The 14,534-nt window shown below is 71.1% G+C and carries 9 protein-coding genes; 2 read left to right on the top strand and 7 right to left on the bottom strand.

The window, feature by feature from the left end:
- Positions 1-3: 3 nt before the first annotated feature.
- On the bottom strand, positions 4-1,965 hold the full coding sequence (locus WME85_RS25445; protein WP_437841882.1) for a type VI secretion system Vgr family protein: 1,962 nt from the start codon (positions 1,963-1,965) through the stop codon (positions 4-6).
- A gap of 234 nt (positions 1,966-2,199) precedes the next feature.
- On the opposite strand from WME85_RS25445, the gene WME85_RS25450 reads away from it, so the two are divergent.
- Positions 2,200-5,856 carry a hydantoinase B/oxoprolinase family protein gene (locus WME85_RS25450; RefSeq protein ID WP_437841884.1) on the top strand — a complete coding sequence of 1,219 codons (3,657 nt, stop codon included), beginning with the start codon at positions 2,200-2,202 and terminating at the stop codon, positions 5,854-5,856.
- Between the two features lie 99 nt (positions 5,857-5,955).
- Here WME85_RS25450 and WME85_RS25455 read toward each other — a convergent pair whose 3' ends face one another.
- The 6 genes from WME85_RS25455 to WME85_RS25480 all read right to left on the bottom strand — a co-directional run bounded on the left by WME85_RS25455 (position 5,956) and on the right by WME85_RS25480 (position 11,498).
- Entirely contained in the window at positions 5,956-6,930 is a 975-nt protein-coding gene (locus WME85_RS25455) for a hypothetical protein (RefSeq protein ID WP_437841886.1), read from the bottom strand.
- A 177-nt stretch (positions 6,931-7,107) separates the two neighbouring features.
- Complete coding sequence (locus tag WME85_RS25460) at positions 7,108-7,923, bottom strand: TetR/AcrR family transcriptional regulator (RefSeq protein WP_437841889.1); 816 nt, start codon at positions 7,921-7,923, stop codon at positions 7,108-7,110.
- Between the two features lie 302 nt (positions 7,924-8,225).
- Positions 8,226-9,167 carry an STAS domain-containing protein gene (locus WME85_RS25465; RefSeq protein ID WP_437841892.1) on the bottom strand — a complete coding sequence of 314 codons (942 nt, stop codon included), beginning with the start codon at positions 9,165-9,167 and terminating at the stop codon, positions 8,226-8,228.
- Positions 9,168-9,418: 251 nt separating this feature from the next.
- Positions 9,419-10,645: a cytochrome P450 gene (locus WME85_RS25470; RefSeq protein ID WP_437841895.1), complete on the bottom strand. Its 1,227-nt coding sequence runs from the start codon at positions 10,643-10,645 to the stop codon at positions 9,419-9,421.
- A gap of 45 nt (positions 10,646-10,690) precedes the next feature.
- Positions 10,691-10,885 (bottom strand): ferredoxin, encoded by a 195-nt coding sequence (locus tag WME85_RS25475; protein WP_437841897.1) that lies wholly within the window; start codon positions 10,883-10,885, stop codon positions 10,691-10,693.
- A 22-nt stretch (positions 10,886-10,907) separates the two neighbouring features.
- Positions 10,908-11,498: a TetR/AcrR family transcriptional regulator gene (locus tag WME85_RS25480; RefSeq protein ID WP_437841900.1), complete on the bottom strand. Its 591-nt coding sequence runs from the start codon at positions 11,496-11,498 to the stop codon at positions 10,908-10,910.
- Positions 11,499-11,775: 277 nt separating this feature from the next.
- Between WME85_RS25480 and WME85_RS25485 the strand changes: the two genes are divergently transcribed.
- Positions 11,776-14,511 carry a bifunctional acetate--CoA ligase family protein/GNAT family N-acetyltransferase gene (locus tag WME85_RS25485; RefSeq protein ID WP_437841901.1) on the top strand — a complete coding sequence of 912 codons (2,736 nt, stop codon included), beginning with the start codon at positions 11,776-11,778 and terminating at the stop codon, positions 14,509-14,511.
- The last annotated feature ends 23 nt before the right edge of the window (positions 14,512-14,534 follow it).

Raw genomic sequence — 14,534 nt, forward strand, 5'->3', positions numbered from 1 at the left:
CGCCTAGTTGAGGTCGATCGGATCGCCGTCGATCTGCGTGTGGCCGCTCGAATGGACCGTGATGTCGGTGCCCGAGATCGTGATCTTGCCCGACTTCTCGAGCACGATCACCGACTTGCCGCAGACGATCTCGAGCCTGTCCCCGACCCGGATGCTCTGCGTGCTGCCGATCTCCACCGTCTCGTTGTTGCCCACCGCGCGCGCCCGGTTCATCCCGACCACCTCGCGCGCGTTGTTCACCACCTGCTTCATGAAGTCGTTGCCGACGATCTGCTCCTCGTCGTGGCCGATCGCGCTCACGCGGTCGTTGCCGATGTTCACGCTCTCGTCGTTCTTGACCTTCTTGTGCAGGTCGCGCTCGGCCTGCATCCGGACGAGCTCCTTGCCGGCCGCGTCCTCGAACATGATCTCGTTGTAGCCGCCGGTCTCGGGCGACGAGCTGCTCTTCCAGCCGCTCTGCGTCTTGTTGTCGGGCAGCTTGTACGGGGTCTTCTGGAGGCTCGTGTACACCCGGCCGACGATGATCGGGCGGTCGGGATCGCCGCCGAGGAAGTCGACGATCACCTCCTGACCGACGCGCGGCAGGTTGGTGCCGCCGAAGCCGGCGCCGCCCCAGGGCTGGCTCACGTGGATCCAGCACGACGAGGCGTCGTTCATGCGGCCCTCGCGATCCCAGTGGAACTGGACGCGCACGCGGCCGTGCTCGTCGACGTGGATCTCGTCGCCGGGCGCGCCGACGACGGTGGCGCTCTCGACCCCCTGGGCGCGCGGCTTGCGCGCGCGGAGCGGCGGGCGGTAGGGCACCTCCGCGCTCACGGCCTTGCACGCGTGCTGCCAGGGGCCCGGGACGTCGCCGACGAGGGTCGACTCGAGCACGAGGAGCCCCGCGTCCGGGCCGAGCTCGCTCTTCGGGTGATCGAGGAAGCTGACGACGGTGCCCGGCGCGAGGTCGAGAGCGTTGGTCTTGAACGCGATCTCGCGGGCGGACGCGCGCTTGGCCTCGAGCCGCCGCTGCGCGAGCGCGGCGCCCTCGGACTCGTCCGCGCGGTACTTGCCCCTGTCGTCCGCGACCGGCGTGCTCTCGCCCTTGTCGCTCTCGTACAGGAACGCCCCGGGCACGTAGTGGAAGCGCTCGAGCCGCTCCTCCACGCCGCCCGCGCCGGCCCCGCCGCCCGCGCCGGCCCCGCCGCCCGCGCCGCCCGCGCTCGCGAGGAGCCGGTACGACGCCGGCCGCCGGTGGTCGTGATCGCGCACCGTGTACTTGCCCGGGCGCAGGCGGCGACCGACCTCGACCTCGGTGACGTGATCCTGATCCGTGTCGGTCGGGTGGTCGCGGAACGCGATCGGGGCGCGGCGGGTGTTGCGGTGCGGGCCGTCGTCGAGGACGAGCCGGCCCTCGCCGGCGCTCTCGAAGTAGAAGCTCACCCCGGCGTCCTCGAGCATGCGGCAGAGGAACGTGTAGTCGCTCTCGCCGTACTGGACGCGGTACTTGCGCTTCTTGTAGGTCCCGGCGAGGCGCAGCGCCGGGGAGACCCCCCATTCCTTGAGGATCTGGAGCGCGATGTCGAGCTCCGACGTGTGCTGGAACATGCGGTAGTTGCGCCGCTGGGTGGCGAGCCACAGCGCGGGGACGAGCGTGAGCTCGTAGGTGGAGAGGTTGCGCTCCTCGACCGCGAGCTGCCGGAGGCGGCTGCAGATGCCGGTCCACGTGCGGGTCTGGTCGCTGTGCGCGACCAGGGTCATCGGCTGGCCGATGACGGCCTCGAAGTCGATGTCGGGGTTGTCCGACACCGCGACGACGCGCGCCTCGAAGAGCGCCGACATGCGGTCGGAGACCTCGACGCGGCGCACGTCGATCAGATCGCCGGAGGCGATGCGCGCCTCCGCCCGGACCTCCCGGCGCGCCCCCAGCGCCCCGGAGCTCCCGTCTCCCCTCGCCAGATGGATCGGCTTCGTGTCGGCCATGGTCGCTCCGGTGCCCGCGCCTGCTCGAACGCGCGCGGCGGGACCGGCGGATGGTAACCGGCCCGACGAGCGCCCCACAAGCAGCCGAGGAGGGAGCTCGGCGGGCGCCACGGCGACGCGCGTCGCCGACGATTCCTCAATGAAACCATAATGTTGAACTGTCGACAGCGGCGTGCTGATAAGCTGTCGGCGCCGCGAGGCCTCCCTCGCCAGCGCGCACAAGGAGTCGATCCGATGAGCTCTACCTCGCGCGCATGGCAGTTCTGGATCGACCGCGGCGGCACGTTCACGGACGTCGTGGCCAGGCGGCCCGACGGCTCGCTCGCCACCGCCAAGCTGCTCTCCGAGAACCCCGAGCAGTACGCCGACGCGGCGGTCGAGGGCATCCGCCGGCTGCTCGGCCTCTCGCCCGGCCAGGTGATCTCCGCGGCCGAGGTCGATTGCGTGAAGATGGGCACCACGGTGGCCACCAACGCGCTGCTCGAGCGCAAGGGGGACCGCACGGCGCTGGTCACCACGCGCGGCTTCCGCGACGCGCTGCGCATCGGCTACCAGAACCGCCCCCGCCTCTTCGATCGCCACATCGTGCTGCACGACCTGCTGTACGAGCGCGTGATCGAGGCCCGCGAGCGCGTCGGCGCGCAGGGCGAGGTCGTCGAGCCGCTGGACGCCGCGGCGCTGCGCCGCGCGCTGGAGGAGGCGTTCCGGGACGGCATCCGCGCCTGCGCCGTCGTGTTCATGCACGGCTACCGCCACGCCGCGCACGAGCGGCAGGCGGCGGCCATCGCGCGCGAGGTCGGCTTCACCCAGGTGTCGGCCTCGCACGAGGTCAGCCCGCTCATGAAATTCGTCTCGCGCGGCGACACGACGGTGGTCGACGCGTACCTCTCGCCGATCCTGCGCCGCTACGTCGAGCAGGTGGCCCGCCAGATGCCCGGCGTGCCGCTCTACTTCATGCAGTCGAGCGGCGGGCTGACCCTGGCCCACCGCTTCCAGGGCAAGGACGCGATCCTGAGCGGGCCGGCCGGCGGCATCGTCGGCATGGTGCGCACCGCGCTCGCGGGCGGGCACGAGCGGGTGATCGGCTTCGACATGGGCGGGACCTCGACCGACGTGTCGCACTACGCCGGCGAGCTCGAGCGCGCCTTCGAGACGCAGGTGGCCGGCGTGCGCATGCGCGCGCCGATGATGAGCATCCACACGGTGGCCGCCGGGGGCGGCTCGCTGCTCGGCTTCGACGGCGCGCGGCTGCGCGTCGGGCCCGAGTCGGCCGGCGCGAACCCCGGGCCGGCCTGCTACCGCCGCGGCGGGCGGCTGGCGATCACCGACGCGAACGTGATGCTCGGCAAGATCCAGCCGGAGTTCTTCCCGCGCGTCTTCGGCCCCGGCGCCGACGAGCCGCTCGACCGGGAGGTCGTCGCGCGGCGCTTCGAGGCCCTGGCGGACGAGGTGCGCCGCGAGACGTCGCGGCCGATCACGCCCGAGCAGCTGGCCGAGGGGTTCCTGCAGATCGCCGTCGCCAACATGGCGAACGCGGTGAAGAAGATCTCCGTGGCGCGCGGCTACGACGTCACCCGGTACACCCTGCAGTGCTTCGGGGGCGCCGGCGGCCAGCACGCCTGCGCGGTGGCCGACGCCCTCGGCATGCGCCGCGTCTTCGTGCACCCGCTCGCGGGGGTCCTGTCCGCGTACGGCATGGGCCTCTCGGACCAGAACGCCATGCGCGAGGCCGCCGTGGAGCGGCGCCTCGACGAGGCGGGCCTCGGCGCGGCGCGCGAGGCGCTCGCGCGCATCGCCGGCGAGGCGGAGGCCGAGCTCGTCGCGCAAGGCTTCGCCCCGGGGCGCGTGCGGACGCTCCGGCGCGCGCACGTGCGCTACGAAGGCACCGATACCGCCCTGGTCGTGCCGTACGGCAGCGCGAAGGCGATCCGCGCGGCGTTCGAGGCGGCTTACCGCAAGCGGTTCGCCTTCCTGATGCCCGACAAGGCGCTGGTCCTGGAGAGCGTCTCCGTCGAGGCGATCGGGCCTGGCGAGGCCGCCGACGAGCAGCCCGCCGAGGCGCGCCCCCACCGCCCCGAGGCCGACGCGCGGGCGCGGATGTTCTGCGAGGGCGCCTTCCGCGACGCGGCGCTGTACCGGCGCGAGCGGCTCGAGCGCGGCGCGGTGATCGACGGCCCGGCCATCGTCGCGGAGGCGAGCGCCACGACCGTCGTCGAGCCCGGGTGGCAGGCCGAGCTCACGGCGCTCGGCCACCTGGTGCTCACCCGCGTGGCGCCCCGGCCCGAGCGCCGCGCCGTCGGCACCGAGGTCGACCCGGTGATGCTGGAGGTGTTCAATAACCTGTTCATGAACATCGCCGAGCAGATGGGCCTGCGCCTGCAGAACACCGCCCACTCGGTCAACATCAAGGAGCGGCTCGACTTCTCCTGCGCGCTGTTCGACGCCGAGGGCAACCTGATCGCGAACGCCCCGCACATGCCGGTGCACCTCGGCTCGATGGGCGAGTCGATCAGGACCGTGATCGCGCGGAACCCCGGGATGAGGCCGGGGGACGTCTACGTGCTCAACGACCCCTACCACGGCGGCACGCACCTGCCCGACGTGACGGTGGTGACGCCGGTCTGGGACGAGGACGGCGGCCGCGTGCTGTTCCACGTGGCCTCGCGCGGGCACCACGCCGACATCGGCGGCATCACCCCGGGCTCGATGCCGCCCTTCTCGAGGACCATCGACGAGGAGGGCGTGCTGCTCGACAACGTGAAGCTGGTCGAGGCAGGGCAGCTGCGGGAGGCCGAGATCCTCGCGCTGCTCGGCGGCGGGCCGCACCCGGCGCGCAACCCGCGGCAGAACCTGGCCGACCTGCGCGCGCAGATCGCGGCGAACGAGAAGGGCGCGCAGGAGCTGCGCGCGATGGTGGCCCAGTTCGGGCTCGCCACCGTGCAGGCCTACATGAAGCACGTGCAGGACAACGCCGAGGAGAGCGTGCGCCTCGCGATCGCGCGGCTCGACCCGGCGCTCCTCCGCGACGGCCGGTTCACGGTGCCGCTCGACAACGGCTCGACCATCGAGGTGGCCGTCCGGATCGACCGCGAGCGCCGCGCGGCGGTGGTGGACTTCACCGGCACGTCCGGCCAGATGACCAACAACTTCAACGCTCCGCGCGCGGTGACGATGGCGGCGGTGCTCTACGTGTTCCGCACGCTGGTGGACGACGACATCCCGCTGAACGCCGGGTGCCTGAAGCCGATCGAGGTCATCGTCCCCGAGGGCTCGATGCTCAACCCGCGCCCGCCGGCCGCTGTCGTGGCGGGCAACGTGGAGGTGTCGACCTGCGTCACGAACGCGCTCTACGGCGCGCTCGGCGTGCTGGCCAGCAGCCAGCCGACGATGAACAACTTCACGTTTGGCGACGAGAGGGTCCAGTACTACGAGACGATCTCCGGCGGTTCGGGCGCGGGCATCGAGATCCGCGCGGGCGGCGCGGGCGACGCGCGCGGCTTCGCGGGCACGAGCGTCGTGCAGACGCACATGACGAACTCGCGCCTGACCGACCCGGAGGTGCTGGAGCACCGCTTCCCGGTCCGGCTGGAGCGCTACGAGATCCGCGAGGGCTCCGGCGGAGCCGGGCGCTTCCCGGGCGGCAACGGCGGCACGCGCGCGGTGCGCTTCCTCGAGCCGATGAAGGCGTCGATCCTGTCGAACGGCCGCTCGACGGCCGCGTTCGGCCTGGCGGGGGGCAGCGCGGGCGAGCCCGGGCGCAACCTCGTCGTGCGCGCGGACGGCTCGACCGAGGTGCTGTCGCACATCGGGTCGGTCGAGATGGGCAGAGGCGATGTGTTCGTGATCGAGACGCCGGGGGGCGGCGGCTACGGCGCGCCGGTCCCCGGCTGAACCGCGCGGGCGCGGCGCGGCGTGCCCGTCGCTGCCCGCCCGCGGGCGAGGAGCCCGGTCAGCTCGAGGCCTGACTCGCGCTTCCCGTCACGCCTCGCATCACTCCTCGCACCCGATCCGCTCGTCGTCCAGCGCGACGTCGTCGATCCACGCCGTGAACCCGGGCGGCGCGCTCTGGTAGTTGTTCCACCCGATCCGGACCTCGCTGAACACGTCCGGGATCTCCGAACCAGTGTAGTTGCCCGCCCCGTTCGCGATGCTGATCTGCTCGAGGAGCACGCCGTCCACGTAGAAGTCGTAGCTCTGCGTCGGCGCATCGATGTGCCACTCGACGCAGTGCCACGCATCCTCGTAGGACCAGTTGTAATCGCTCCCCTTGCCGAACTCCGCCCCTTGGGGCTGCACGTTGTAGAGGTACTGGATGTGCGACCCGTTGCCGTCGTTGTCCCAGCCGTCCTTGTCTTCCTTCACCGTATCGACGACGCGGACCTCCTGGGGGCCCGTCGTGGGGCCGACGCCCTGGAGCGCGACGAGGGTCGAGTGAACGAAGGCGTCGGGCACCGGGAGCTGCACCCGGTAGCGGATCCGGCCCCAGTGCCCGCTCCCGAGCTGCGAGGCGTCGTGGTAGATGCGCCGCTCCCCGTTCGCGACGGCGCCCATCTTCAGCGAGCGATCGCCGCTGGCCGCCTGATCGTCGGCCACCGCGACCGGATCACCGTGCTTGGTCCACCCCTGCGGGACGCCGCCCACGTCGGTGTCCTCGAAGTCCTCGCAGAGGGTGTATCGGCCGGACGCGCAGCCAACCAGGGCGGAGCCGCCCGCGCCGCCTTGCCCGCCGGCGCTCGAGGAGCTGCTCGTGGCGCCGCCGCCGGTGCCGCTGGTGCTCCCCGTGCTGCTGGTGCTCCCCGTGCTGCTGGTGGTCCCCGTGCTGCCGGTGCTGCCGGTGCTCCCCGTGGTGGCTCCACCACCGCTGCCGTCGCCTCCACCGGAGCTCGAGTCCGAGGACGATGAGCTGCAGGCTGCGTTGAGCGAAGCGAAGGCGAGCACGACGCCCAGAGCGTGAACACGATGCATGGTTGACCTTGACCTCCAGCGCTCCGAGCGCTGGTCCTAGTTCAAGTTGGATGGTCCTGTTAGGCCTTGTGGCGAGTCGGCGTCAAGCCTCCGCTGCTCACCTCGCCGGGCTCTCGCTCTCCCCCTCCCTCTCGCTCTCCCCCTCCCTCTCGCTCTCCCCCTCCCTCTCGCTCTCCCTCAAACCCGAGCGGCGCCGCGCTCCGCGATGAGGAGCGAGACGGCGTCGAGGATGCGCTCCAGGCCGAAGCGGAAGGCGTGCTCGGGGCTCGACACCCCCTGATACGCCTGCCCGGCCGACTGCCCCACGCGGGTCGCGACGGGGAACCGCTTCGCGTCGATCACCTTGTCGAGCAGCGGGGCGGTGGCGACCCACCACTCCACGTCCGTCATGCCGCTCTCCTGCCGCGTGCGCCGCGCGTTGGCCTGGACCCTCGCCGTGCCCTCGATGTGCGTGAGGAGGAGGGTGAGCACCGAATCCATCTCGACGTCGGTGAGGCCGAGTCCGTCGAGCGGCCGCAGCTCGGCCTCGTACTTGAGCGAGGCGTTCGGGCCGAGCACGGGGCGCGCCGACACGATCTCGAGCAGCCACGGGTGCGCCTGGTAAAGCTCCCAGTTCCGCGCCGCGATGTACCCGAGCGACGCGCGCCACCCCCCGGGCTGCCGCGACGGCGCGTCCACGTCGTCGTAGAGCTGGCCACAGACCGTGTCGACCATGAGATCGGTCAGCTCGGCCTTGCCGGGAACATGGGTGTAGAGCGACATGGTCCCGACGTTCAGCTGGTCGGCGAGGTGACGCATGGAGACCGCCTCCAGCCCCTTCGCGTCGGCGATCTCGATCGCCGCCGACACGATGGCGCGCACCGTCAGCCCCGAGCGCCCCGGCTTGCCGTGAGAGCCCCAGAGCAGCGCCAGGCTCCGCGCCGGGTCGGCCGCCCTCCCCTCCCCCTCGCGCGGAGAGCGCTTCCCGGCCGGCTTCGCGGGGCCCTTCGTCATCGAGCCGCCCTCCGGCCCTCGAGCCCGACAGCGACCAGCCGCTCCGTACGATGCACGGTATAGATCACGGAACACCGCACCGGAGCAGTATCGGCAGGATCGAAGCGGCGCGTCAACGACCTGGACCGACGCGCTCGGCGCGCGCTGCGGACCCGGCGTCGCTCGTTGCATCCGCGCTCCGCGCTCCGCGGCAGATCGGCGCCTGGTCCGCTGGTGAGCTGCGGCACGGCCAGCGAAGGCCCGCTTCACATCTCGAGCAGCCTCGAAGAAACCGGCGTCATCCTTCCGCTCATCAGCGCGGACTACCTCGCCGGCGCGCGCTCCGCGACCGCCGTGCTCCGCTGCGCCGCCCCGCGGCGCCCGGAGAGGGCCCGGGTCAGCCCTTCGGCGAGCGTGGAGGCGGTGTCGAGGCCGCCGAGGTCGATGCCGAGCTCGACCAGCGTCCGCGCCAGCGAGGGCGAGACGCCCACGAGCGTGCAGGAGGCGCCGAGGAGCCGCGCCGCGGAGGCCGCCTTGATGAGCTGCGCGGCGGCCCGCGCGTCGAGCGCCGGCACGCCCGTGATGTCGAGCAGCACCTGCGCCGCCTGCTGCGCGGCGATCGCCTCGAGCAGGCGCTCCAGGAGCGCGGCGGCCCGTACGTCGTCGATCATGCCCACGATCGGAAGGCAGAGCACGCCGTCCCCGACGCGGATCACCGGGACGCTCATCGCCTGGATCGCGTCCCGCTGCGCCGCGATCAGCCGCACCGTCTCCTCGAGCTCCCGGTTCCGCGCCTCCAAAGACGCCTGGAGGGCCCGCTGCTCCTCGATCAGAGCCTCGTATTTGTGCTGGATCTCGGCCGCCTCAGGGACGGCGAACTGGAACAGCACGCCCTCGAAGCCGTCCGCCGCACCGCGCACCGGTACGCCGAAGCTGCAGACCCACACCGACCCGCCGGCCCTGCCCGTGAGCTCCTCGACAGCGTCGGTGTCGTAGCTGATCGGCGGGATCGCGACCTCCTCGCCCCGGAAGAACCGCTCGACGTGCGGCATGATGCCGTTGTCGATGAGCTGCGGATCCTCCAGCATGTTGTATTTTATCTGCAAGAACTCCTCGGCCGGAGCTCGCCAGAGCGCTTCCCATCCGGCATTGACGCTGTGGGTCTGGCCGACCGGACGGTGGATCGACACGCTGATGCAGCGCGCCGCCATGAGCGCGCGCCACCTGCACGCGTCCACCCGCAGCGACTCCACTTCCCGTTCCATCGCCTCCAGGCTGCGAACAAGCTGAGCGCGATCCTCATCCCCCTCGTGGCCCATACGACGGAGTGTCGCCCGAACGGCGCCGCGCTGTCCAGCGCCGCACGGGACGTGCGCCGGGCCACTGAACGCGACGAGACGCCGCGGCGAAGACCTCTCGTGCTCTCCTGACGTCCTGGCGGTCGTCGTGATCCGGGTCGCCCTGCCAGGCGCGGCCGAGCTCCGTCCTGGCGCGGGTATTCTATCGAGACCGGCGTTCAGGCGCCGAGGCGGAGCTTGAACGAATCCATCTTGCGGATCGCGGGGTGCGGGCCGAACGTCGGCTGCGACTCGATCTTCAGGCCGGGGAACCTGCGGAGGAGCGAGCTCACCGCGACTTGCCCCTCGAGGCGCGCCAGGTTCGCGCCAATGCAATAGTGGGCGCCGCCGCCGAACGCGAGGCTCCCGGCCGCCTCGCGCCGCGGATCGAACTTGTCGGGGTCCGGGTACGCGGCCTCGTCGCGCAGCGCCGCCGAGAAGAAGAGGACGACCATCTCCCCCTTCGCGATGCGCGCGCCGCCGAGCTCGACGTCCTCTGTCGCGTAACGGAACGTGCCGAACTTGCCGAAGCTGTCGAAGCGGAGCACCTCGTCGACGACTCCCTTCATGAGCTCCGGGTCCCGCTGGGCCTCGGCCAGCACCTCTGGGCGCTTCAGGAGGTTCAGCACCATGAACGCGATGAGGTGCACCGTTGTCTCGGAGCCGCCCACGAGCAGCGCCGCGACGAGCGAGACGAGCTCCGGCTTGCTCAGGCGATCGCCCTGCTCCTCGGACTGGATGAGGCTCGTCAGCATGTCACCCTCGATCGGGTTCCGGCGCCGCTCCTCGATCACCTCGCCGAGCATCGCCATCCCCTCGCGGATGCCGACGACCATGCGCTGGATCTCCTCGGGCGTCATGAGCATCATGAAGAGCTGCTTCACCGCGGAGTCGGCGAAGCGATGGAACGCCGCGTCGTGCTGCTGCGGGATGTGCAGCATGCTGCTGATCACGCGGACCGGGATGTGCTCGGAGAAGTCGTGGACCAGGTCGATGACGCCCTTGCCCGCGATGGCGTCGAGCCGCTCGTCGACGATGGCCTGGACCATCGGGCGCAAGCGCTCCACCGCGCGCGGCGTGAGCGCCGGGCTCACCAGCTTGCGCACCCGCGCGTGATCCCTGTCCGGCAGCGAGAAGAGCCCGTGCCGGTTCAGCTCCTCGACCTCGGGGATGCTGCCCACGCCGAACGCCGACGCGTGCGCCCACGCCGCCCGGTCGGCCGTGAAGCGGCTGTCGCGCAGGATGGCCTGGATCTCGTTGTGGCGGCTGATGATCCACCCGTGCCCCTCTTCCCAGTACCGGACGGGCGCCTCGCGCAGGCGAGCATAGACGGGGTACGGATCCTCCGTGTACCCGGGCGCGAACGGATTGAACTCAACCGTGGGACGTGAACTCTGCTGCAACATGCGAATACCTCCCTCTGCGTTCGGTCCGACCTTCTCTTGCCCGCGTCATCGCTCCGTCAGCGACAGCGCGCCGCGCGGGCAGTCGCGCACCGCCCTCTCCACCTTCTCGCGGAGCTCGGGCGGCACATCCGTGACGAGCAGGTGCAGGCGGTCGTCGTCGTCGACGCGAAACGCCTCGGGCGCCGCCCGCATGCAGACGCCGTTGGCCTCACAGCGCTCCTCATCCACAACGATCTTCATGCGTCCCTCCCTTGTCCTCTGCTCATGATTTCAGGATGCGCAGCACCACGTCGAGCGGCGGCAGCGGGGCGTCGGGCTCGACAAGGCGGTTGATGGCGAGCCCCTGGACGATGGCGACCAGGGCGCGCGAGAGCTCCGCGGCGGCGCGCTGCTCGACCTGCCCCGCGCGCTGGCCCTCCTGGATCAGCTCCTCGAGATCGCCGATGACCCGCAGCCGGAAGCGCCTCAGCACGTCGCGCAGGCCGGGCGACGCGTCCTCGGCGTACACGTGCACCGTCATCAGGAGGTGCTCCGGCTCCTCGCGCAGGCCGGCGATCATCTGCCCGCACGCGTAAACAAGCCGATCCCAGGGTGTACCCGCCTGCGCCCGCGTCAGATCCATGAGCGTGTCCCAGCCCTCGACCGAGGCCTCGATCGTGGCCGAGAACAGCGACTCTTTCTCGGGGTAGTAGTGGTAGACGAGCCCGTGGCTGATCCCCGCCTGCGCCGCGATGTCGGCGATCTTCGCCGCCGCGAACCCCTTGCGGCCGAAGACGACGCGCGCCGCACGGAGCAGCGCGCGGCGCCGCTCGTCCTTGATCTGCTCGAAACGCTCCGCGCTGCGAGGACACATGGACGCTCCCCCGAGACGTTGATTGACTTGTCTATCAACCAGGATGCAGGCCGTCAAGCGAAGCATGCGGGCTCTGCCGCAAACGGGGCTGGCACGGGTGACGCCGCCGTGAAGCAGCGGGGCCGGGTGACCTTCGCCGCGGGCGGCGGCGCTCGCCTCGGGTGGCCCGGGCGACGCACCCCGCAGCGTGGCAAAGAGCCATTGCCGTCTGCGGACGACGGACGTCTGCGGACGACGGACCCAGACGCACTCACCGAACCACCCTCCAAGGAGCGCCATGGCTGACTCGCTTCCCACCACGGACCGTGCCCACGACGTGCTTCGCCAGGAGTTTCAGAGCCTCGACCCGATCTTCAAGCCGCGGAACGTCGCCGTCATCGGCGCGACCGAGAACAGCGGGGCCGTGGGGCGCACGCTCCTCTGGAACCTGATCAGCAATCCGTTCGGGGGCACCGTCTTTCCGGTGAACCCCAGGCGCTCCAGCGTCCTCGGCATCAAGGCGTACCCGAACATCGCGGCCGTGCCGGCCAGGGTGGACCTGGCGGTGATCGTCACCCCCGCCGCGAGCGTGCCAGGCCTCCTCGGCGAGTGCGTGGACGCCGGGGTCCCGGGCGCGATCATCATCTCGGCCGGCTTCAAGGAGATGGGCCCTCCGGGCGTCCAGCTCGAGCAGCAGATCATGGAGCGCGCCCGAGGGAAGATGCGCATCATCGGGCCCAATTGCCTCGGCGTCATGAACCCGATCGGCGGGCTCAACGCCACGTTCGCCAAGGGGCAGGCGCGGCCTGGCCACGTGGCGTTCATCAGCCAGTCCGGCGCGCTCTGCACGGCGGTGCTCGACTGGAGCCTGGAGGAGCAGGTCGGCTTCAGCGCGTTCGTGAGCGTCGGCTCGATGCTCGACGTCGGCTGGGGCGACCTCATCGACTATCTCGGCAACGACCCCAAGACGAGCAGCATCCTCATCTACATGGAGTCGATCGGCGACGCGCGGGCGTTCCTGTCGGCCGCCCGCGAGGTGGCGCTGAACAAGCCGATCATCGTGATCAAGCCCGGCCGCAGCGAGGCGGCGGCGAAGGCGGCGGCGTCGCACACGGGCTCGCTCACCGGCTCGGACGAGGTGCTCGAGGCGGCGTTCCGGCGCGTGGGCGTGCTGCGCGTGAACGATATAGCGGACCTCTTCTCGATGGCCGAGACGCTGGCCAAGCAGCCGCGGCCGCGCGGTAACCGGCTGTGCATCGTCACCAACGCCGGCGGCCCGGGCGTGCTGGCCACGGACGCGCTCATCGCGAACGGCGGCGACCTGGCGCCGATCTCGCCGGAGAGCATGAGCGAGCTGAGCGCCTTCCTCCCCGCGGCGTGGAGCCGCAATAACCCCGTGGACGTGCTCGGCGACGCCGGCGCCGACCGCTACGCGAGGGCCCTCGAGACCTGCGCCAAGGACCCGCACAACGACGGCGTGCTCGTCATCCTCACCCCGCAGGACATGACCGAATCGACCCAGACCGCCGAGGCGCTGCGCAAGCACGCGCACGTCGACGGCAAGCCGGTCCTGGCCAGCTGGATGGGCGGCGTGGAGGTGGAGGCCGGCAGATCGATCCTGAACCGCGCCGGGGTCCCGACGTTCGACTACCCCGACATCGCCGCGCGCGCGTTCTGCTCCATGGTCCGCTATTCGTACAACCTGCGGGCGCTCTACGAGACGCCGAGCATGGATGAGCGGGCGCGGAACGTCGATCGCGAGGGGGCCAGGGCGCTCGTCGACGGAGTCCGCGCGTCCGGCCGGACGCTCATGGATGAGTTCGAGTCCAAGCAGCTCATGGCGGCATACGGCATCCCGACGGTGCGGACGGCCATCGCCCGCAGCGTGGACGAGGCCTCGGCCCTCGCCAGAGAGATGGGGTATCCGGCGGTCCTCAAGCTGTACAGCGCGACGATCACGCACAAGACCGACGTCGGCGGCGTGAAGCTCGACCTGCTCGACGACGGCGCCGTCCGCCGGGCGTTCGCGGAGATCCAGGAGAGCGTCGCGCAGAAGGCGGGCGCGGAGCACTTCCAGGGCGTGACGGTCCAGCCGATGATCGCGCTGAAGGACGCTTACGAGATCATCCTCGGCAGCTCGATCGATCCGCAGTTCGGCCCGGTGCTCCTGTTCGGGGCCGGCGGGCAGCTCGTGGAGGTCTTCAAGGACCGCTCGCTCGCCCTGCCGCCGCTCAACGCGACGCTCGCGCTCCGCATGATGGAGCAGACGAAGATCTTCCGCGCCCTCAAGGGCGTGCGCGGCAGGAAGCCGGTCGACCTCGAGGCGCTCGGGCACCTGCTCGTGCGGTTCTCGCAGATGGTGATCGAGCAGCGATGGATCAGCGAGATCGACATCAACCCGCTGGCCGTGAGCGCCGAGCGGATCATCGCCCTCGACGCCCGCGTCGTCCTGCACCCGCCGGAGACGCCGGAGTCGGCGCTCCCCCGGTCGGCGATCCGCGAATATCCGACGCAGTACGTGACCGAGCTGAAGGGCAAGGACGGGCAGGTGTTCACGATCCGGCCGATCCGCCCCGAGGACGAGCCGCTGATGGTCAAGTTCCACCAGAAGCTCTCGGAGCGGACGGTGCGGCTGCGGTATTTCTACCCGATGCAGCTCGACCTGCGCACCGCGCACGAGCGGCTGACGCGCGTCTGCTTCGCGGACTACGACCGCGAGATGGCGCTCGTCGTCGAGGCGCCGCCGGCGGGCGGCGAAGGCCGCGAGATCATCGGCGTCGGCCGGCTGAGCAAGCTGCCGGGCACCAACGACTCGGAGTTCGCCCTGCTGATCAGCGACGAGCACCAGAGAAAGGGGCTCGGCTCGAGGCTCCTGAGCCTCCTTGTCCAGATCGCCCGGGACGAGAGGCTCTCGCGCATCAGCGCCGACATCATGGGCGAGAACGTGGAGATGCAGCGCGTGGCGCAGAAGCTCGGGTTCCGGCTGACCCGGGATCTGGAGGAGTCGACCGTCAGGGCGGAGCTCGCGCTCTGAGCGCCGCGCGGCGCGGCCGGCCA

Origin of the sequence: Sorangium sp. So ce1153 (assembly GCF_051521595.1) — a bacterium.
Lineage (GTDB): Bacteria > Myxococcota_A > Polyangia > Polyangiales > Polyangiaceae > Sorangium.